Below are 21916 nucleotides of genomic sequence, written 5' to 3'. Positions count from 1 at the left end.
AAGCCTTATGGGCTTTTGCCAGCTGTTGAAAAAGGCGTCCCTTGTGGGCGCCTTTTTTGTGCCCGGAATTTGGCTGTCCGCCGCCCAGGCCGATGTGTTCTGCCCGGCGCCGACCTCCCTGGCCCATGTGCAGGTCAAGCGCGTGGTGGATGGCGACACGGTGCGCCTCACGGATGGCCGCAGCGTGCGCATGATCGGCCTCAATGCGCCGGAAACCGCCAAAAAGGCCGTCCCGACGAGCCTTACGCCGTTGCTGCCCGTCAGCGATTGCAGGCCTTGGTGCGGGCCAGTAACGGGCGCGTCGGGCTCGTGCCGGGGCGCGAGCGCAAGGATCATTACGGCCGTACCCTGGCCCACCTCTATGGCGCCGATGGCAACAATCTGGAAGCGCAGTTGCTCGCCGAAGGCCTGGGGTTTCAGGTGGGCATTGCACCCAATGTCGACCTCATCGCTTGCCAGCAGGCGGCAGAAAACAATGCGCGCCAGCACCGCCTGGGGCTGTGGCGCACCTCGCCCGTGCGCAGCGTGGCGCAGGTCAGGCGCGCAGGATTTGCCCTGATCAGCGGCCGGGTGAAAAAGGTCGAACGTAATCGCGGTGGCATCTGGATTCAACTCCCCGGTTCGCTGGCATTGCGCATTGCGCCGAATGTGGTCGGGAAGTTCGACGCAGCCACGCTCGCCGGTCTGCAAGGCCAGACTGTCGAGACGCGTGGCTGGGTGCAGGATCGTGCTCGACGTGGTCGTCTTGAGAGCGGCCAGGCGCGCTGGTTGCTGCCGTTGAGCGATCCGGCCATGCTCAAGTCGTCTCGCCAATAAAAATTGTAGACATTTAAATGCTGTGATTGTGAACAGTTGCGCCCTCGTATCCCGTGGCTTGCGATCAAACTGCGTCTTTGCGGGGACTTGCGGCCCGTGACTGCCCAGTCTTGTAGGGAAATTGCTTCGCGCGTATCCTCGGCGGTCCGTCGACCAACAGTAAAAGCGGAATGCCGATATGTCTGATTTGAAAACTGCCGCTCTCGAATATCATGCCCATCCTCGTCCAGGAAAGCTGAGTGTAGAGCTCACCAAAGCCACTGCCACTGCTCGCGACCTCTCGCTGGCCTACAGCCCTGGTGTTGCCGAGCCCGTACGTGAAATCGCCCGTGACCCTGAACTGGCGTACAAGTACACCGGCAAAGGCAACCTGGTTGCAGTGATTTCCGATGGCACCGCGATTCTCGGCCTGGGCAACCTCGGCCCATTGGCGTCCAAGCCCGTCATGGAAGGCAAGGGCGTGCTGTTCAAGCGCTTTGCCGGCATCGACGTGTTCGACATCGAAGTCGACTCCGAGAGCCCGCAGGCGTTCATCGACACGGTCAAGCGCATTTCCATCACCTTCGGTGGCATCAACCTGGAAGACATCAAGGCACCCGAGTGCTTCGAGATTGAAAAGGCGTTGATCGAACAGTGCGACATTCCGGTATTCCACGATGACCAGCACGGCACTGCGATTGTTACCGCAGCCGGCATGATCAACGCGCTGGAAATCGCCGGCAAAACCCTGGCCGAGGCAAAAATCGTCTGCCTGGGCGCCGGCGCCGCCGCCATTTCCTGCATGAAGCTGATCATCAGCATGGGCGCCAGGCTCGAAAACATCTACATGGTCGACAGCAAGGGCGTGATCCAGTCCGAGCGTACCGACCTGAACCAGTACAAGGCGATGTTTGCTCATCCGTCCTCCAAGCGCACCCTGGCTGACGCCCTCAACGGTGCCGACGTGTTCGTTGGCCTGTCCGGCCCGAACCTGCTGAGCGCCGAAGGCCTCAAGTCCATGGCGCCGAACCCGATCGTGTTCGCCTGCTCCAACCCGGACCCCGAGATCTCGCCTGAGCTGGCCCACGCCACCCGCAGCGACGTGATCATGGCCACCGGTCGTTCGGACTACCCGAACCAGGTCAACAACGTGCTGGGCTTCCCGTTCATCTTCCGTGGCGCCCTGGACGTTCGCGCCAAGCGCATCAACGAAGAAATGAAAGTCGCCGCCGCCAATGCCCTGCGTGAACTGGCCAAACTGCCGGTGCCACAGGATGTCTGCGACGCCTACGGTGGTGCACCGCTGGCGTTCGGTCGTGAGTACATCATCCCGAAACCGATGGACAAGCGTCTGATCACCCTGATCTCCGACGCCGTGGCCAAGGCCGCCATCGAGACCGGTGTGGCCACCCTGCCGTATCCGAAGCACTACCCGCTGCAAAGCGTGGATGATGTGTTCAACGGCTAAGCCGTTGTAGCGCACCAACAAAAAGCCCCGGCTCGGATGAGTCGGGGCTTTTTTATGATTTGGCGATCAACTTGAGGCCTGTGGAGATCCAATGTGGGAGGGGGCTTGCTCCCGATAGCGGTGCACCAGTCAATACATCAAGTGACTGTGACACTGCCATCTGGAGCAAGCCCCCTCCCACATTGGATCTGTATCAGGCTCTAGATCGGGTTAGAACAAATCGATCGGCGCGGCCTCGTCTGCCGGTAGCGGACTGCCCGGTGCGACGCCGTTACCCAGTTCGTTGACCGATGGCGGCGTGTCTTCGCTCTTGAACAGTTCAAAGTACGCATTCGGCGTGCTCGGGGATGCGGCGCGACCACTCACCGGGTCGATCCGCAGGCTGAGGATGCCTTCCGGTTCCGGCTGGGTGTGCAAGGGCTTGTCCTTCAGCGCGGCGCCCATGTAGCTCATCCAGATCGGCAGCGCGACAGTGCCGCCGAACTCACGGCGGCCCAGGCTTTCCGGCTGGTCGTAGCCGGTCCACACGGTGGTCACGTAGTCGCCGTTGTAGCCGGAGAACCAGGCGTCCTTGGATTCGTTGGTGGTACCGGTCTTGCCGGCGATATCCGCGCGGCCCAGGGCCAGGGCGCGACGGCCGGTGCCTTTCTTGATCACGTCTTCGAGGATGCTGTTGAGGATATAGGTGGTGCGACCATCCACAATGCGCTCGGCCACCGCAGGTGCCTGGGGTTCGGCCGGGTTGCCGGCATTCGTGGCCGGTGCTGCGCCCGGCGTCGGCTCGATGGTGATACCGCCGTTGCTCGGCGCGGCCAGGCCGTCGGTAGCAGCCACGCCGTTGACCACATCACCCGGCACGCGTGGCGGGTTGGCGGTGAACAGTGTGTCGCCGTTGCGGCTCTCGATCTTGTCGATCAGGTAGGGCGCGATCTTGTAGCCGCCGTTGGCAAAGGTGCTCCAGCCGGTGGCGATTTCCATCGGCGTGAGGGTCGCGGTGCCCAGGGCCAGGGACAGGTTGGGCGGCAGGTCCGACTTGGCAAAGCCGAAGCGCGTGATGTAGTCGATGGTCTTGCCCACGCCCATCGCCTGCAGCAGGCGGATCGACACCAGGTTGCGCGACTTGTACAGCGCCTCGCGGATGCGGATCGGGCCAAGGAAGGTGTTGGTGTCGTTCTTCGGACGCCAGACCTTGTCCAGGTACTCGTCGACAAACACGATCGGTGCATCGTTGACCAGGCTGGCGGCGGTGTAGCCGTTGTCCAGCGCAGCGCTGTAGATGAACGGCTTGAAGCTCGAGCCCGGTTGGCGCTTGGCCTGGGTGGCGCGGTTGTAGTTGCTCTGCTCGAAGGCAAAGCCGCCGACCAGCGCGCGAATCGCACCATTCTGCGGGTCCAGGGACACCAGGGCGCCTTGGGCGACCGGTACCTGGCTGAATTTGAGGCTGTCGTCCTTCTGACGTTGCACGCGGATCAAGTCACCCACCTGTGCCACGTCCGACGGCTGCCTGGGCAGCGCGCCCATGCTGTTGGTGTTCAGGAACGGTCGCGCCCACTTCATGCTGTCCCAGGCCACGTGTGCTTCACCGGTGCGGGTCAGCACCTGCACGCCGTCTTTCTTCACCTGGGTGACGATGGCCGGCTCGAGGCCGCTGATGGTGCGTTGTTTGCCAAGCTCGGCCGTCCAGGCGCTGAGGGTCTTGCCCGGCAGGCGCGATTCGGGGCCCCGGTAGCCGTGACGCTGGTCGTAGGCGACAAGCCCGGAATGCACCGCGTCATTGGCGATGTCCTGCAGGTCGCTCGGCACGGTGGTGGTCACGCGGAAGCCTTCGGTGTACGCCTCGCTGCCATAACGGCCGACCATTTCGGCGCGGGCCATTTCGGCGATATACGGCGCGTTCACTTCCGGCGTCGGCACGTGGTAGCTGGCGTTCAGCGGCTCGGCCACCGCGCTTTCATAGGCGGCCTGGTCGATCTTGCCCAGTTTGTACATGCGCCCCAGGATCCAGTCGCGGCGCTCTTTGCTGCGCGCCGGGTTGGCCAGGGGGTTGAAGCGCGAAGGGGCCTTGGGCAGGCCGGCGATCATTGCCATCTGCGCCAGGCTGGTGTCACGAATCGACTTGCCGTAGTACACCTGCGACGCGGCTTCGATGCCGTAGGCGCGGTTGCCCAGGTAGATCTTGTTGACGTACAGCTCGAGGATCTCGTCCTTGGTCAGCTGACGCTCGATCTGCAAGGCCAGCAGGATCTCGGTGGCCTTGCGCGAAAAACTGCGCTCGCTGGTGAGGAAGAAGTTTTTTGCCACCTGCATGGTGATGGTGCTGCCACCGGATTGAATGTGTCCGCTTTTTACCAACTGCGTGGCGGCGCGCACCAGGCTGCTGGGGTCCACACCGTAGTGATTGGCGAAGTTATCGTCTTCAGCCGACAACAGCGCGCTAATGAAATTGGGTGGAATGTCGGCGAAACGGATCGGTGTGCGGCGCATTTCGCCGAACTCCGCGATCAGTTTTTCATCGCTGCTGTAGACCCGCAAAGGAATCTGCAACTGGATACTTCTGAGTGCCTCTACGGAGGGCAAACCCGGACTAAGGTAGAGATAGGCCCCGCTGAGGACGAGCAGGAGCCCGCAAACGATGGCGACAATGGAGTACCCGAAAAACTTCAGCAGACGAATCAAGGCTTTTGGATTTCCAGAGAAAAGAATGAGTTAGGCGCCGGGGCATGCATGACAAACGATGGATCGACCCGGGCAGCAGATAAAAGCGGAAAAAAACGCTGGGCATTAAAGCATTTTTCGACTTGGGGCGTCATTCGTACCGGTTCAACAAGTCGACCGAATGCACGGTGCCCGGCGCCAATCAGGCGGTAAGACAGGCAAAGGTTTAGGGAGTTTTATGGGAAAGGGATTTTTCAGGCGAAAAGTCGATACTGTGCTGGGCGTCGACATCAATGACAGCGGGATCAAACTGATTGAACTGAGCCGTTCGGCCAGCGGCTATACCGTCGAAGGCTATGCCACGCAGTCGCTGCCGAGCCGGGCGGTGGTCGATGGCACCTTGCTCGACCTTGAACTGATCGGCCAGGCCCTGCATCAGGCCCTGTCGCGCCTGCGCACCTCGGCCCGGCAGGCTGCGGTGGCGGTAGCGGGCTCCTCGGTGATCACGCGGGTGATCGACCTGCAGGCGCGGCTCAGCGAGCAGGAAATGGCCCGGCAGATCCAACTGGAAGCCGACCAGTACATTCCTTACCCGCTGGACGACGTCGCCATCGACTTTCAAGTGCGCGGCCCTTGTGCCGACAACCCCGAGCGGGTGCAGGTATTGCTGGCGGCGTGCCTGAAGGAACAGGTTGAAACCCGCGAGGCTGTTTTGGCCCTGGCAGGGCTGGTGCCGAGGGTGGTGGATGTCGAAGGGTTTGCATTGGAGCGCGCATGCAGTCAGGATTTCGCCAGCTTCACGCCGGGCCGTCGTGTCGATGGCGCACAATGGGCCGCGGATGCCCACGGGATGGGAGTGGCTTGCGGATTGGCCCTGAGGAGTTTCGCTGGATGACACGAATCAATCTTTTGCCCTGGCGCCAGGCGCTGGCGCAGCGGCGGCGCAAATACTTTCTGGTATTTTTGCTGGCGTTCGCCTGTGTGGCGCTGGCGGCGGTGTGGCTGGCGGATCAGGTCATCGACCAGGCCATCGACCGCCAGGTAACGCGCAACAGCCATGTGAGCAAGGACGTGGCCGCCCAGGATGCACGGATCAAGACCATCGACGACCTGCAGGAGCAGAGCCAGCAACTGGCCGAGCGCATGAAGGTCGTGCAGGACCTGCACGAAGCCCGTTCCGCCGGTACGCAGTTGCTGGACCAACTGGCCCGCGCCGTGCCCGACGGCGTGCATCTGCACGAGGTGGTTGCCCGGGGCGACAGCGTGAGCATCAGCGGCAGCGCCGAGTCCAGCCAGGATATCGCCCAGTTGATGCGCAGCCTGGAGGCCTCCCAGGGTGCCCACGCTACCCGGCTGCAGCATGTGCGGGCGGAAGGCGCGGATGGCCGCAATGAATTTCAACTGATGGTGCGCCAGGGGGAATCCACCGAGGCCCAGCCATGAGCCTGCCCAGGCTCGATCTTTCTGCACTCACTCACCACGCTGCCAAATGGCCCTTGCCCGGTAAGGTTTTGCTTGGCTGCGCGCTGGCCGGGCTGGTGCTGGCGGTGGGCAACAGTGTGGTCCTGGCGCCGTCCCGCGAGCGGCTGCGGGTGCTCCAGACGCAGGAAGTGGCCCTACAACAGGCGCTCGCGCAAAAGACCGATCTTGCCGCAAACCTTGAGCGTCGCAGCGATGAGGCCCAGGCGATGCAGGCGCGGGTTGGCGGGCTGTTCCGGCAATTATCCGCTGAGTCCGATATGCCCGGCCTGCTCGAAGACATCGCCCGGCTGGCGGCCGGCGATGGCCTGCTGGTCGAAGGCGTAAAGGTGTTGGACGAGCAGCCTCGGCCGTTTTATATCGAAGCGCCGGTGCAGGTTGGCGTGCTTGGCACCTACCACGACCTGGCAACCTTTGTGAGCGGCCTGGGCGGGTTGGCGCGGATCGTCACCGTGCATGATCTCGCGCTTGCGTCTGACGGGGCCTTGCTGCGTGTGGAGCTGTTGGCCAAGACCTACCGCAGTCTGTCGCCCCATGGCGAGCCTGGGCCGGTCACGCCGTGGGGGCCGCGCTTTGCCTACAGCGCTGCTGCCCTGCGTGACCCGTTCCAGCCCTCGGCTATGCAGGTGGAGCATGCGCCCGGCAAACCTGCGCCCGCGCCGGACCTTTCACGGCCGCGCGGCGTGCTGGAAAGCCTGGCTGTCGACCAGTTCGAAATGGTCGGCACGCTGTCCCGTGGTATTCAACGTTTCGCCCTGCTGCGCGCGGCCTCCAGCGTGCACCGCCTGGCGGTCGGCGACTACCTGGGGCCCAACCATGGCCGCGTCACGGCCATCCATGACGGCCACATCGAGCTGGCCGAGCTGTTTCCCGATGAACAGGGCGCCTGGTTGCAGCGCTCACGAACCCTTGTGTTGAACGTCAACTCATAACGGAATCGAACAATGAAAAGGACTTTCTCGTCCTTCGGTGTGGCGCTATGGATAGCGTTCACGGCACCGATGGCTGCTGCTGTGCCCAATCGTGTAGACCTGATCCAGATGCCGCCACCCGGTGGCGCAGCGTCGGGCGGCTATACCGGCGACACACTGAACCTCAATTTCCAGAACATCGACCTGCGCGCTGCGTTGCAGCAGATCGCCGATGTGGCCGGCCTCAATCTGGTGGCCAGTGACGAGGTGCAAGGCTCGGTCACCCTGCGCCTGAAGAATGTGCCCTGGGACCAGGCGCTGGACCTGGTGCTGCAAAGCAAGGGCCTCGACAAACGGGTGAAAGCCGGCGTGTTGCTGGTGGCGCCCGCCGACGAGCTGGCCGCGCGCGAACTGCTGACCCTGGAAGCGCGAAGGCAGATGGCCGACCTGGCACCGTTGCGCCGCGAGCTGTTGCAGGTCAACTACGCCAAGGCGGCCGATCTGGCCAAGTTGTTCCAGTCGGTGAACGGCCTCGAGGGCACCACCGATGAGCGCGGTTCGGTGGCGGTGGATGACCGCACCAACAACATCATTGCCTACCAGACCGGTGAACGGCTCGAAGAGCTGCGGCGTATCGTGGCGCAGTTGGACATTCCGGTGCGCCAGGTAATGATCGAGGCGCGGATTGTCGAGGCCAATGTCGACTATGACAAAAGCCTGGGCGTGCGTTGGGGCGGGCGGCTCAGTCGCGGCAACTGGGGCGCCGGGGGTATCCCGAAATCCTTGGCCGAAGGCGCGAAGCCGCCGGAAAACCCACCCGCCTCACCCTTCGTCGACCTTGGCTCGCTTGCCGGCGCGTCCGGGCTGGGCATCGCCTTCATCACCGATAACTTCCTGCTGGACCTGGAACTGAGCGCCATGGAAAAAACCGGCAATGGCGAAATCGTCTCACAGCCCAAGGTGGTCACGTCCGACAAGGAGACTGCGCGCATTCTCAAGGGCACCGAGATTCCCTATCAGGAGTCCAGCTCCAGCGGTGCCACCTCGGTGTCGTTCAAGGAGGCTTCGCTGTCGCTGGAGGTCACCCCGCAGATCACCCCCGACGACCGTGTGATCATGGAGGTGAAAGTCACCAAGGATGAGCCCGACTATTTGAACAAACTCAATGACGTACCGCCGATCAAGAAAAACGAGGTCAACGCCAAGGTGCTGGTGCGGGATGGCGAGACCATCGTCATCGGCGGCGTTTTCTCCAATACCCAGAGCAAAGTGGTAGATAAAGTGCCATTTTTGGGCGATGTGCCGTATCTTGGCCGCCTTTTCCGGCGTGATGTGCTGGCGGAGAAAAAATCCGAGCTGCTGGTATTCCTGACTCCGCGTATCATGAATAACCAGGCGATTGCTGTGAGTCGTTGATTCTGTGCGAAATTTGATTCTTGTAGGGCCGATGGGCGCTGGAAAAAGCACCATCGGCCGTTTGCTGGCCAAAGAGCTGCGCCTGCCGTTCAAAGATTCCGACAAGGAAATTGAATTGCGCACGGGCGCCAATATCCCATGGATCTTCGACAAGGAAGGCGAGCTGGGCTTTCGCGACCGCGAGCAGGCGATGATTGCCGAGCTGTGCGAGTGCGACGGCGTGGTATTGGCAACCGGTGGTGGCGCGGTGATGCGTGATGAGAATCGTCGAGCACTGCATGCCGGTGGTCGGGTTGTGTATCTGCATGCGTCGGTCGAGCAGCAGGTGGGCCGCACCGCCCGCGACCGCAATCGCCCGTTGTTGCGCACGGCCAACCCGGAGAAAACCCTGCGGGACCTGCTCACTCTGCGTGATCCGCTGTACCGGGAAATCGCCGATCTGGTGGTACAAACCGATGAACGGCCGCCGCGGATGGTGGTGGTCGAGATTCTTGAGCGCCTGCATCGGCTGCCACCCCGTTAAAGCCTGGCCCGAAATGCGCTATTCTCGGCGGCGCGTCATCACCTTGAGGTGTGGCGTAGAGCCATCAGGCAGCGGACGTTGCCGGTCGTCAATCCATCTCTCACGCGGGGACACATGCAGACACTTAAGGTCGATTTAGGCGAGCGCAGCTACCCGATCCATATTGGCGAAGGTCTGCTGGACCAGCCCGACTTGCTCACGCCGTACATTGCCGGGCGGCAGGTGGCGATCATCTCCAATGAAACGGTCGCGCCGCTATACCTTGAGCGTCTGAGCCGCAGCCTTTCGGCATACTCGGTGATTTCCGTGGTGCTGCCCGACGGCGAAGCCCACAAGAACTGGGAAACCCTGCAACTGATTTTTGATGGCCTGCTGTCTGCGCGGCATGACCGTCGTACCACCGTGGTCGCCTTGGGCGGCGGCGTGATCGGCGACATGGCCGGCTTCGCGGCCGCCTGCTACCAGCGCGGCGTGGATTTCATCCAGGTGCCGACCACCCTGCTGTCCCAGGTCGATTCGTCGGTGGGCGGCAAGACGGGCATCAACCACCCGCTGGGCAAGAACATGGTCGGCGCGTTCTACCAGCCCCAGGCCGTACTGATCGACACCACGACGCTCAACACCTTGCCGCCGCGCGAGCTGTCGGCGGGGCTGGCGGAAGTCATCAAGTACGGGCTGATCTGCGACGAACCGTTCCTCACCTGGCTGGAGGAGCATGTAGACGCTCTGCGCGCCCTCGATCAGGTGGCGCTCACCGAAGCCATTTCGCGCTCCTGCGCGGCCAAGGCGCTGGTGGTCAATGCCGATGAACGAGAGTCCGGCGTGCGCGCCACCCTCAATCTGGGCCACACATTCGGCCATGCGATCGAAACGCACATGGGCTATGGTGTGTGGTTGCATGGAGAGGCTGTCGCGGCTGGCACTGTAATGGCACTGGAGATGTCCCAGCGCCTGGGCTGGATCAGCGCCCAGGAGCGTGATCGCGGTATCCGTCTGTTGCAGCGTGCCGGTTTGCCGGTGATTCCACCCGCGCAGATGACCGAGGCGGACTTCCTCGAACATATGGCGGTAGATAAGAAAGTGATCGACGGTCGACTTCGACTGGTGCTGCTGCGCCGCATGGGCGAAGCGGTGGTGACCGACGATTATCCGAAAGAGATTTTACAGGCCACGCTGGGAGCGGATTACCGCGCCCTGGCCCAGCTTAAAGGTTAATAAGATCGCGATGACTAGTTTGCATGCCGACGAGGCGTTCCTCGGCCACTACCAGTTGAGCCACGACCCCTTCGCTCCACGGGTGCCTGGCTTCAAATTCTTCCCGGCCCAGCGCAAGCCGGTGTTGGGTCAGTTGCATCACCTTGCGCGCTACAGCCAGCTGCTGCTGGTGGTGACGGGCCCGCTGGGCAGCGGCAAGACCTTGCTGCGCCAGGCGCTGGTTGCCAGCACCAACAAACAGTCGGTGCAGAGTGTGGTGGTGTCGGCCCGTGGTGCCGGCGATGCGGCGGGTGTGTTGCGTCAGGTCGCCCAGGCGCTGGACGTGGCCAACGCCGAGCCCAATGCCATCCTCAAGCAGGTGGTGCAGTTGGGCCTGACCGGTCAGGAAGTCTACCTGCTGGTGGACGATGCCGAGCAGCTCGACGAATCCGCCCTTGAAGCTCTGCTGGCGCTGGCCGCCGGTACGCCGGAAGGCCGTCCGCACGTATTTCTGTTTGGTGAGTCGTCGTTGATCGCCGATCTGGAGCAGATCAGCGGCGAACAGGAGCTGTTCCACGTTATCGAGTTGCAGCCCTACGAAGAAGAAGAAACCCGCGAATACCTGGCCCAGCGCCTCGAAGGCGCGGGGGCAGGTATCGAACTTTTCACGGCAAATCAGATCTCTGATATTCACGAAAGCTCCGATGGCTGGCCTGGAAACATCAATCAGGTTGCCCGCGATGCCATGATCGAAGCCATGATTGCCAGCCGCTCCGCGGTCAAGCGTCCAAAGATGGGGTTCACTATGCCTAAGAAGCACGTACTGGCCATTTCCGCTGTTGTCGTGGTCGCCGTTGCCGCCGCCTGGTTGATCCCGGGCCGCAGCAAGGCGCCGACCACGGCCGGCGCGCCAACGGAACAGGCGCAGTTGCCACTGGGCAAGCCCACACCGAACGTCGAGTTCGCCAACTCCGGTCAGCCCACCAACCTGCCGATGGTCGGCCAGCCGGTGATGCGCGGTCCGCTCGCCGAAGAAGCCGGTGGCATCTCCGAAGGTGACGACGGCGTGCCGGTGGAAGGCTCCAGCGCCACTCCGCCGACCGTCACCACCACCGCACCGCCAGCCGGCGTACCGGCGGGCAAGCCTGCACCGGCACCTGCCGCAACCCCGACTCCGGCACCGACGGTCGCCACCGCCAAGCCAGCGCCGGTGACCAAGCCGGTCACGCCTGCACCTGCCGCCAAGCCTGCGCCGACCACCGCCGCCAAACCGGCCGAGAAGCCAGCCACCGTCGCCAAGGCCGGCGCCGCCGGCAGCGGCTGGTACGCCAGCCAGCCTACCGGCAACTTCGTGGTGCAGATCCTGGGCACCAGCTCCGAAGCCAACGCCCAGGCGTTCGTGAAAGAGCAGGGCGGCGAGTACCGTTATTTCAAGAAAGTGCTCAACGGCAAGCCTCTCTACGTGATCACTTACGGCAACTTCACCAGCCGTGCCGCAGCTGATTCCGCGATCAAAACCTTGCCAGCGAAGGTTCAGGCTGGTAAACCTTGGCCTCGCACCGTTGCCAGCGTTCAACAAGAACTGGCAACTGCTCGCTGAAGATCCGGCGGCCTTACCCAGGCCGCCCTCCCGGCACCTCAAAAAACTACAACAGCGTGCAGCCCTGAAGGCCGCGCGCTTTGTGGTGTCTGCGTCACGGTAGCTTTTGAGTCGTGGCAGTCAAAATTAAAAAAGTTTTGACTAGCACAGCATATCCCTTTAAACCTTTCATAAATGCGACATAGATTTGCGACATTTCGTCGCTAAATTTGTGAGCCTCTGTGTCGGTGTGTACAATGACCTCCCTTTTGCCCCCGCTAAGCCGGCGTACGTTCGGCGTGGAAGGTAACCGGTTGAATTGAAAAGAAATTTGCCTCGGTATAAGAGGCAGCCTGGTGAGAAAGTGTCTATGAAAGCAGGTCTGTACCAACCCGATGAATTCAAGGATAACTGTGGTTTCGGCCTGATAGCCCACATGCAGGGCGAGCCCAGTCATACCCTTTTACAAACGGCCATCGAAGCCCTGACCTGCATGACCCACCGCGGTGGGATCAACGCCGACGGCAAGACCGGTGACGGTTGCGGCTTGCTGATTCAAAAGCCCGACCTGTTCCTGCGCGCTGTGGCCAAACAGCATTTTTCGGTCGACCTGCCCAAGCAGTACGCCGTGGGCATGGTGTTTTTCAACCAGGACCCGGTCAAAGCCGAAGCCGCTCGCGAAAACATGAACCGCGAGATCCTCGCTGCCGGCCTGCAACTCGTTGGCTGGCGCAAAGTGCCCATCGACACCAGCGTGCTCGGCCGTCTGGCCCATGAGCGCCTGCCGCAGATCGAACAAGTGTTCATCGCCGGTGATGGCCTCAGCGACCAGGACATGGCGATCAAGCTGTTCACCTCGCGCCGCCGCTCCTCGGTGCTCAACGCCGCTGACGCCGACCACTACATCTGCAGCTTTTCCCACAAGACCATCATTTATAAGGGCCTGATGATGCCGGCGGACCTCACCGCCTTCTATCCGGACCTGAGCGATGAGCGCCTGCAAACCGCAATCTGCGTGTTCCACCAGCGCTTCTCCACCAACACCCTGCCGAAATGGCCGCTGGCTCAGCCATTCCGCTTCCTCGCCCACAACGGCGAGATCAACACCATCACCGGCAACCGCAACTGGGCCGTGGCCCGTCGCACCAAGTTCGCCAACGATCTGATGGACCTCGAAGAGCTCGGCCCGCTGGTCAACCGTGTGGGGTCCGACTCTTCCAGCATGGACAACATGCTCGAACTGATGGTCACCGGCGGCATCGACCTGTTCCGTGGCGTGCGCATGATCATTCCGCCTGCGTGGCAGAACGTCGAAACCATGGACCCGGACCTGCGTGCATTCTACGAGTACAACTCGATGCACATGGAGCCGTGGGACGGCCCGGCCGGCGTGGTCATGACCGACGGCCGCTACGCGGTGTGCCTGCTCGACCGTAACGGTCTGCGCCCGGCGCGTTGGGTCACCACCACCAACGGTTTCATCACCCTCGCCTCGGAAATCGGCGTGTGGAACTACCAGCCCGAAGACGTCATCGCCAAAGGCCGCGTAGGCCCTGGCCAGATCCTGGCCGTGGACACCGAAACCGGGCAGATCCTCGACACCGACGCCATCGACAACCGCTTGAAGTCGCGTCACCCCTACAAGCAATGGCTGCGCAAGAACGCCCTGCGCATCCAGGCGACCATGGAAGACAACGACCACGGTTCGGCTTTCTACGACGTAGACCAACTCAAGCAATACATGAAGATGTATCAGGTCACGTTCGAAGAGCGCGACCAAGTGTTGCGTCCGCTCGGCGAGCAGGGCTACGAGGCGGTCGGCTCCATGGGCGATGACACGCCAATGGCCGTGCTGTCCCAGCGCGTGCGCACGCCGTATGACTATTTCCGTCAGCAGTTCGCTCAGGTGACCAACCCGCCGATCGACCCGCTGCGCGAAGCCATCGTGATGTCCCTGGAAGTGTGCCTCGGTGCCGAGCGCAATATCTTCCAGGAGTCGCCTGAGCACGCCTCCCGCGTGATCCTCAGCTCGCCGGTCATTTCCCCGGCCAAGTGGCGCTCGCTGATGACCCTGGAACGTCCGGGTTTTGACCGCCAGATCATCGACCTGAACTACGACGAGAGCGTTGGCCTGGAAGCCGCCGTGCGCAACGTCGCCGATCAGGCCGAAGAAGCCGTGCGTGCCGGGCGTACCCAGATCGTGTTGACCGACCGCCATATCGCGCCGGGCAAGTTGCCGATCCACGCCTCGCTCGCCACCGGCGCGGTGCACCACCGCCTGACCGAAAAAGGCTTGCGTTGCGACTCCAACATCCTCGTCGAAACCGCCACCGCCCGTGACCCGCATCACTTTGCGGTGCTGATCGGCTTCGGCGCGTCGGCGGTGTACCCGTTCCTGGCCTACGAAGTGCTGGGCGACCTGATCCGTACCGGTGAAGTGCTGGGCGACCTTTATGAGGTGTTCAAAAACTACCGTAAAGGCATCACCAAAGGCCTGCTGAAGATCCTGTCGAAGATGGGCATCTCCACCGTCACGTCCTATCGCGGCGCGCAGTTGTTCGAAGCCATCGGCCTGTCCGAAGAAGTCTGCGAGTTGAGCTTCCGTGGTGTGCCGAGCCGCATCAAGGGTGCACGCTTCGTCGATATCGAAGCTGAACAGAAAGCCCTGGCAGCCGAAGCCTGGAGCGCGCGCAAGCCGATCCAGCAAGGCGGCCTGCTCAAGTTCGTGCACGGTGGCGAATACCACGCCTACAACCCGGACGTGGTCAGCACCCTGCAAGCCGCCGTGCAGCAGGGCGACTACGCCAAGTTCAAGGCCTACACCGCGCTGGTGGATAACCGCCCGGTGTCGATGATTCGCGACCTGTTCAAGGTGAAGACCCTGGACACGCCGATGGACATCAGCGAAGTCGAACCGCTGGAATCGATCCTCAAGCGCTTCGACTCCGCCGGTATTTCCCTGGGCGCCCTGTCGCCCGAGGCCCACGAAGCCCTGGCCGAAGCCATGAACCGCCTGGGTGCGCGTTCCAACTCCGGCGAAGGCGGCGAAGACCCGGCGCGCTACGGCACGCTGAAAAGCTCGAAGATCAAGCAGGTGGCGACCGGCCGTTTCGGTGTAACTCCGGAATACCTGGTCAACGCCGAAGTGCTGCAGATCAAGGTGGCCCAGGGCGCCAAGCCGGGTGAGGGCGGGCAACTGCCGGGCGGCAAGGTCAACGGCCTGATCGCCAAGCTGCGGTATGCAGTGCCGGGCGTGACGCTGATTTCGCCGCCACCGCACCACGACATCTACTCGATTGAAGACTTGTCGCAGCTGATTTTCGACTTGAAACAAGTCAACCCGCAGGCACTGGTCTCGGTGAAACTGGTGGCCGAAGCCGGCGTGGGTACCATTGCCGCCGGCGTGGCCAAGGCCTATGCCGACCTGATCACCATCTCCGGCTACGACGGCGGCACCGGCGCATCGCCCCTGACCTCGATCAAGTACGCCGGTGCACCGTGGGAACTCGGCCTGGCTGAAACCCACCAGACCCTGCGCGGCAACGACCTGCGCGGCAAGGTGCGGGTACAGACCGACGGCGGCCTGAAAACCGGCCTCGACGTGATCAAGGCCGCGATCCTCGGCGCCGAGAGCTTCGGCTTCGGCACCGCGCCAATGATCGCCCTGGGCTGCAAATACCTGCGCATCTGCCACCTGAACAACTGCGCCACCGGCGTCGCCACGCAGAACGAAAAACTGCGCAAGGACCACTACATCGGCACCGTCGACATGGTGGTGAATTTCTTCACCTACGTCGCCGAAGAGACCCGCGAGTGGCTGGCCAAGCTGGGCGTGCGTTCCCTGGAAGAGCTGATCGGGCGCACCGACCTGCTGGAAATCCTTCAGGGCCAGACCGCCAAGCAACAGCACCTGGACCTCACGCCGCTGTTGGGCAGCGATCACATCCCGGCCGACAAACCGCAGTTCTGCGGCGTGGAGCGCAACCCGCCGTTCGACAAGGGCCTGTTGGCCGAGAAGATGGTCGATATGGCCGGCTCCTCGATCAATGACGCCAGCGGTGGCGAATTCGCTCTGGACATCTGCAACTGCGACCGTTCCATCGGCGCCCGTGTCTCCGGCGAAATCGCGCGCAGGCACGGCAACCAGGGCATGGCCAAAGCGCCGATCACCTTCCGCTTCAAGGGCACCGCAGGCCAGAGCTTCGGCGTGTGGAACGCCGGTGGCCTGCACATGTACCTCGAAGGCGACGCCAACGATTACGTGGGCAAGGGCATGACCGGCGGCAAACTGGTGATCGTTCCGCCAATCGGCAGCGTTTACAAATCTCAGGAAAGCGCAATCATCGGCAACACCTGCCTGTACGGCGCCACCGGTGGCAAGCTGTTCGCCGCCGGCACTGCCGGTGAGCGTTTCGCCGTGCGTAACTCCGGTGCCCACACCGTGGTGGAAGGCACTGGCGATCACTGCTGCGAATACATGACCGGGGGCTTTGTCGCGGTACTGGGCAAGACCGGTTATAACTTCGGTTCGGGCATGACCGGCGGTTTCGCCTACGTGCTCGACCAGGACAACACCTTCGTCGACAAGGTCAACCACGAGTTGGTCGAGATCCAGCGCATCAGCGGCGAAGCCATGGAGTCCTACCGTAACCACTTGCAGCATGTGCTGGACGAGTACGTCGAAGAGACCGGCAGCGAATGGGGGCGTAACCTCGCCGAAAACCTCGATGATTACCTGCGTCGTTTCTGGCTGGTCAAGCCCAAGGCTGCCAACCTGAAATCGTTGCTTTCCAGCATCCGTGCCAACCCGCAGTGATATGCGCCTGAAGAGTTTGATGAGGTTTTAACATGGCTGAACGTCTGAATAACGACTTCCAGTTCATCGATGTCGGGCGCAAGGATCCGAAGAAGAAACTGTTGCGTCAACGCAAGAAAGAGTTCGTGGAAATCTACGAACCCTTCAAGCCCCAGCACTCGGCCGACCAGGCCCACCGCTGCCTGGGCTGCGGTAACCCGTATTGCGAATGGAAGTGCCCGGTGCACAACTTCATTCCCAACTGGCTGAAACTGGTGGCCGAGGGCAACATCCTCGCCGCCGCCGAACTGTCGCACCAGACCAACACCCTGCCGGAAGTGTGCGGCCGGGTGTGCCCGCAGGACCGTCTGTGCGAGGGTGCCTGCACCCTCAACGACGGCTTCGGCGCGGTGACCATCGGTTCGGTGGAGAAGTACATCACCGACACCGCGTTCGCCATGGGCTGGCGCCCGGACATGTCCAAGGTCAAGCCGACCGGCAAGCGCGTGGCGATCATCGGCGCCGGGCCTGCCGGCCTGGGCTGTGCCGACGTGCTGGTGCGTGGCGGCGTGACCCCGGTGGTGTTCGATAAAAACCCGGAAATCGGTGGCCTGCTGACCTTCGGTATTCCCGAGTTCAAGCTGGAAAAGACCGTACTGAGCCACCGTCGTGAAGTGTTCACCGGCATGGGGATCGAGTTCCGTCTCAATACCGAGATCGGCAAGGACATCACCATGGAGCAGTTGCTCGCCGAATACGACGCCGTGTTCATGGGCATGGGCACCTACACCTACATGAAGGGCGGTTTTGCCGGTGAGGACCTGCCGGGCGTGCATGACGCGCTCGACTTCCTGATCGCCAACGTCAACCGCAACCTGGGCTTTGAGAAGTCGCCGGAAGATTTCGTCGACATGAAAGGCAAGAAGGTCGTGGTACTCGGCGGTGGCGACACCGCGATGGACTGCAACCGTACGTCGATCCGCCAGGGCGCCAAGTCGGTGACCTGCGCCTATCGCCGTGACGAAGCCAACATGCCCGGCTCGCGCAAAGAGGTGAAGAACGCCAAGGAAGAAGGCGTGAAATTCCTCTACAACCGCCAGCCGATCGCCATCGTTGGTGAAGACAAGGTGGAAGGCGTGAAGGTGGTCGAGACCCGTCTCGGCGAGCCGGACGCCCGTGGCCGTCGCAGCCCCGAGCCGATCCCGGGTTCCGAAGAGATCATCCCGGCCGACGCCGTGGTCATCGCCTTCGGTTTCCGCCCGAGCCCGGCGCCGTGGTTCGAGCAGTTCACCATCCAGACCGACAGCCAGGGCCGCGTGGTGGCCCCGGAACAAGGCCAGTACAAACACCAGACCAGCAACCCGAAGATCTTCGCCGGTGGCGACATGGTGCGCGGCTCTGACCTGGTGGTGACGGCGATCTTCGAAGGCCGCAACGCCGCCGAAGGGATCCTGGATTACCTGCAGGTCTGACCCCGATCCTTGATTGAAATGGGATCAAAATGTGGGAGGGGGCTTGCGGTGTATTCAAGCTACCGCGACAAATTGACCCGATAGACAAAAGGCACGGTGCATTCCGTGCCTTTTGCGTCGTGCTCTGAGAAAATGCCCGCACTTTTTTTGCGGATGCCGACATGACTGCCCTCAAGAACGACCGTTTCCTTCGTGCCCTGCTCAAGCAGCCCGTAGACGTCACGCCCGTGTGGATGATGCGTCAAGCCGGTCGTTACCTGCCGGAATATCGGGCCAGTCGCGCCCATGCGGGCGACTTCATGAGCCTGTGCATGAACCCGCAATTCGCCTGTGAAGTCACGATGCAGCCGCTGGACCGCTACCCGCAACTGGACGCGGCCATCCTTTTCTCCGATATCCTCACCATCCCCGACGCCATGGGCCAGGGCCTGTATTTCGAGACCGGCGAAGGGCCGCGCTTCAGGAAAGTCGTCAGCACCCTGGCCGACATTGAAGCCCTGCCGATTCCTGATCCGCACAAGGACCTCGGCTACGTGATGGACGCGGTCAGCACCATCCGCCGCGAACTCAATGGCCGCGTGCCGCTGATCGGCTTCTCCGGCAGCCCCTGGACCCTGGCCACCTACATGGTCGAAGGCGGTTCGTCGAAAGACTTCCGCAAGACCAAGGCCATGCTCTACGACAATCCGCAAGCCATGCACCTGTTGCTGGACAAGCTGGCGCAGTCGGTCACGGCCTACCTCAACGGCCAGATCATGGCCGGTGCCCAGGCCGTGCAGATTTTCGACACCTGGGGCGGCAACCTGTCGGCGGCGGCGTACCAGGAATTCTCCCTGGCCTACATGCGCAAGATCGTCAGCGGCCTGATCCGCGAGCACGAAGGCCGTAAAGTGCCGGTCATCCTGTTCACCAAGGGCGGCGGTCTGTGGCTGGAAAGCATCGCCGACACCGGTGCCGACGCTCTGGGCCTGGACTGGACCTGCGATATCGGCGAAGCGCGCCAGCGCGTGGGTAACCGCGTCGCGCTGCAAGGCAACATGGACCCGACCGTGCTGTACGCCAACCCCGAAGCGATCCGCAGCGAAGTTGGCCGCATCCTGGCCAGCTACGGCAAGGGTACCGGGCATGTGTTCAACCTGGGCCATGGCATTACGCCGGAAGTGAACCCGGAGCATGCGGGTGCGTTCCTGCGCGCGGTGCACGAACTCTCGGCGCAGTACCACGAATAAAACACAGAGCAAAAATGTGGGAGGGGGCTTGCCCCCTCCCACATTAAAAGCCAGAAACCTTCAGACCTCCCCCAACGGCGGCAACTTCGCCAGCTTCAACGCCACCAGCAACGCGCCGATCAACACCGCCACGATAAACCCGCCGATCCCGTTCCACCCGCCCAGGTGCCAGAAGAACCCACCTGCCGTCCCGGCAATGCTCGATCCCGCGTAATAGCTGAACAGATACAGCGACGAGGCCTGCCCCTTGGCCTTGACGGCGCGGCGGCCGATCCAGCTGCTGGCGACCGAGTGGGCGGCGAAGAAGCCGAAGGTGAAGATCAGCATGCCGGGCACGATCAGCCACAGCGGGCTGAACAGGGTCAGGACGAAGCCGGCCAGCATCAATACGATGGTGGCCCACAGCACGCGTCGGCGGCCGAGGCGGTCGGCCAGGGAGCCGATTTTCGCCGAGCTGTAGATGCCCGCGAGGTACACCAGCGACAGCAGGCCGACCACGGCCTGGCTCAAGTCATAGGGATCGGCCAGCAGGCGGTAGCCGATGTAGTTGAACAGCGTCACGAAGGCGCCCATCAGCAGGAAGGCTTCGAGAAACAGCCAGGGCAGGCCGGCGTCCTTGAAGTGCATGACAAAACCGTTCATCAGGCTGCGCGGCTTGAGGCTGCTGGCGCGGAAGTTGCGCGATTCGGGGAGGATCTTCCAGAACACGGTTGCCGCGATCAGTGCCAGGGCGCCGATGATCAGCGTGGCGGTGTGCCAACTGACGAAGTCGATCAGCACGCCCATGATCAGCCGCCCGCTCATGCCGCCAATCGCGTTGCCGGCAATGTACAGGCCCATTGCCAGGCCGATGTGCTGCGGGTGAATCTCTTCACTGAGGTAAGTCATCGCCACGGCGGCCAGGCCGCTGAGGGACAGGCCCACCAGCGCACGCATCAGCAGGATGCCTTCCCAGCTCGGCATCAGACCGCTGGCAAACGTCGCCAGGGCCGCGCAAAACAACGCCGCCACCATCACCGGCTTGCGCCCCAGCCGGTCGGATATCGGCCCGGTGATCAGCAGGCCGAACGCGAGCATTCCCGTGGACACCGACAGGATCAGGCTGCTCTGCGCGGCATTGATGGCGAACTCATGGGACAGCGCCGGCATCATCGGCTGCACGCAATACAACAAGGCAAACGTGGCAAAGCCACCGCAGAACAGCGCCAGCACCGTGCGCATGAACATCGGCGTGCCTTTTTCGATGAACGCCTCAGTGAGTTCGGCGGCCACCTCATCCAAAGCGGTGGTCGGGACTTCCTGGGCGAACGGAGCGACAGCAGATTTCACGGGGACCTCGGTGGGCAAGACTGCCATGGCCGGCAATGCAAAAAAGAATATAGCTGGCTAATGATTCTTTCCAATATATTGTTCGATCTGTTTGATAGCTTCTGCGACTTAATGGTGAAGGTATGGAATTACGTCATTTGCGCTACTTCATCGCTGTGGCCGAGGAACTGCACTTCGGCCGCGCCGCGCAGGTGCTGGGCATCTCGCAACCACCGCTGAGCCAGCAGATTCAGGCGCTGGAACAGCAAGTGGGTGCGCGCTTGTTCGAGCGTACCAACCGGCGTGTTGAGCTGAGCGAAGCGGGGCGGCTGTTCCTGCACGAGGCGCGCCTGGTGCTGGCGCAGGTCGACAAGGCGGCGGATGTCGCGCGGCGTGCGCACATGGGGGAGCTGGGAGAGCTGAAGATCGGTTTCACTTCCTCGGCGCCGATCAACGCCAGCATCCCCCAGGCAATTCATGGGTTTCGCCAGGCGTTTCCGGCCGTTCACCTGACGCTGCGGGAAATGAGCAGTACCCAGGTGGCCGAGGCACTGGTGGACGAATCGATCCAGGTCGGTTTGATGCGGCCATTGCCGTTGCCCGACACCCTGAGTGCCGTCGAGCTGATGCGTGAGCCGCTCGTGGCCGTGTTGAACACCGGCCATCCGTTGACAGCAGGCAGTGAGCACGGCTTGCACCTGGCGCAACTGGCCGAGGAACCCTTCGTGTTTTTCCCGCGCAGCTACGGCAGCGGCCTGTACGCCCAACTGCTCGACCTGGCCCGCGACGCCGGCTTCAGCCCGCGTTTTGCCCAGGAGGCTGGCGAAGCGATGACCATCATCGGCCTGGTGGCGGCGGGGCTGGGGGTGTCGGTATTGCCAGCGTCGTACCAGCGCATCCGCATCGATGGGGTGGTCTATCGCACCTTGCTGGACCCTGCCGCGGTGTCAGCGGTATGGCTGGTGCAACGCAAGGGTGTGCAGTCGCCGATGGCGAAGGCGTTTGTGGCGTTGTTGGTGGCGAGCGGGATTGCCCCAAGGTCGACCAGTTAAGCGAAGACTCCCCATGGCGAGCAGGCTTGTTGTGGCGAGC

Annotated in this window: 13 protein-coding genes and 2 pseudogenes; 13 read left to right on the top strand and 2 right to left on the bottom strand. The window is 62.5% G+C overall.

The genetic code is table 11. The annotated features are described in order from the left end of the window. The first annotated feature begins 7 nt into the window (after positions 1-7). Both TU79_RS13865 and TU79_RS13860 read left to right on the top strand, forming a co-directional pair. Positions 8-816: pseudogene (locus TU79_RS13865) on the top strand (thermonuclease family protein). Between the two features lie 178 nt (positions 817-994). After that, positions 995-2263, top strand: a complete 1269-nt coding sequence (locus TU79_RS13860) for a malic enzyme-like NAD(P)-binding protein (protein ID WP_057008508.1) — start codon at positions 995-997, stop codon at positions 2261-2263. Between the two features lie 210 nt (positions 2264-2473). Here the strand turns inward: TU79_RS13860 and TU79_RS13855 are convergent, their stop codons facing one another. Further along, complete coding sequence (locus tag TU79_RS13855) at positions 2474-4936, bottom strand: penicillin-binding protein 1A (RefSeq protein ID WP_414896185.1); 2463 nt, start codon at positions 4934-4936, stop codon at positions 2474-2476. A gap of 220 nt (positions 4937-5156) precedes the next feature. On the opposite strand from TU79_RS13855, the gene pilM reads away from it, so the two are divergent. The 10 genes and pseudogenes from pilM (at position 5157) to hemE (ending at position 19516) form a co-directional block, all read left to right on the top strand. After that, positions 5157-5813 carry a type IV pilus biogenesis protein PilM gene (gene pilM / locus TU79_RS13850; RefSeq protein ID WP_057008506.1) on the top strand — a complete coding sequence of 219 codons (657 nt, stop codon included), beginning with the start codon at positions 5157-5159 and terminating at the stop codon, positions 5811-5813. Further along, entirely contained in the window at positions 5810-6361 is a 552-nt protein-coding gene (locus TU79_RS13845; RefSeq protein ID WP_057008505.1) for a PilN domain-containing protein, read from the top strand. Before pilM ends, TU79_RS13845 begins: the two co-directional genes overlap by 4 nt. Beyond that, the gene (locus tag TU79_RS13840; protein WP_057008504.1) at positions 6358-7329 is read left to right on the top strand and encodes a pilus assembly protein PilP; all 972 of its coding nucleotides are present in this window, start codon (positions 6358-6360) and stop codon (positions 7327-7329) included. Before TU79_RS13845 ends, TU79_RS13840 begins: the two co-directional genes overlap by 4 nt. Positions 7330-7470: 141 nt before the next feature. Further along, positions 7471-8724 (top strand): annotated as a pseudogene (locus TU79_RS13835) (type IV pilus secretin PilQ); the annotation flags it as partial. Positions 8725-8728: 4 nt separating this feature from the next. Next, on the top strand, positions 8729-9247 hold the full coding sequence (aroK, locus tag TU79_RS13830) for a shikimate kinase AroK (protein ID WP_003237314.1): 519 nt from the start codon (positions 8729-8731) through the stop codon (positions 9245-9247). 114 nt (positions 9248-9361) lie between these two features. Continuing rightward, positions 9362-10462, top strand: coding sequence for a 3-dehydroquinate synthase (gene aroB / locus TU79_RS13825; RefSeq protein WP_057008502.1), 1101 nt, complete (start codon positions 9362-9364; stop codon positions 10460-10462). A 10-nt stretch (positions 10463-10472) separates the two neighbouring features. After that, the gene (locus TU79_RS13820) at positions 10473-12041 is read left to right on the top strand and encodes an SPOR domain-containing protein (RefSeq protein WP_057008501.1); all 1569 of its coding nucleotides are present in this window, start codon (positions 10473-10475) and stop codon (positions 12039-12041) included. Positions 12042-12390: 349 nt separating this feature from the next. Then, positions 12391-16836 (top strand): glutamate synthase large subunit, encoded by a 4446-nt coding sequence (gltB, locus tag TU79_RS13810; RefSeq protein WP_057008499.1) that lies wholly within the window; start codon positions 12391-12393, stop codon positions 16834-16836. A gap of 32 nt (positions 16837-16868) precedes the next feature. Continuing rightward, positions 16869-18287, top strand: a complete 1419-nt coding sequence (locus TU79_RS13805) for an FAD-dependent oxidoreductase (RefSeq protein WP_015373583.1) — start codon at positions 16869-16871, stop codon at positions 18285-18287. A 161-nt stretch (positions 18288-18448) separates the two neighbouring features. Beyond that, positions 18449-19516 carry a uroporphyrinogen decarboxylase gene (gene hemE / locus TU79_RS13800; RefSeq protein WP_057008498.1) on the top strand — a complete coding sequence of 356 codons (1068 nt, stop codon included), beginning with the start codon at positions 18449-18451 and terminating at the stop codon, positions 19514-19516. Positions 19517-19576: 60 nt separating this feature from the next. Here the strand turns inward: hemE and TU79_RS13795 are convergent, their stop codons facing one another. Beyond that, positions 19577-20845 carry an MFS transporter gene (locus TU79_RS13795; RefSeq protein WP_057008621.1) on the bottom strand — a complete coding sequence of 423 codons (1269 nt, stop codon included), beginning with the start codon at positions 20843-20845 and terminating at the stop codon, positions 19577-19579. A 122-nt stretch (positions 20846-20967) separates the two neighbouring features. Here TU79_RS13795 and TU79_RS13790 point away from each other — a divergent pair, with 122 nt between their 5' ends. After that, the gene (locus TU79_RS13790) at positions 20968-21876 is read left to right on the top strand and encodes a LysR family transcriptional regulator (protein ID WP_057008497.1); all 909 of its coding nucleotides are present in this window, start codon (positions 20968-20970) and stop codon (positions 21874-21876) included. Positions 21877-21916 lie beyond the last annotated feature (40 nt).

This window comes from Pseudomonas trivialis (assembly GCF_001439805.1).
GTDB classification, from domain to species: Bacteria; Pseudomonadota; Gammaproteobacteria; order Pseudomonadales; family Pseudomonadaceae; genus Aquipseudomonas; species Aquipseudomonas trivialis.
Note: the sequence above shows the minus strand (reverse complement) of the source record. Positions and strands in the feature narration are given on the sequence as shown.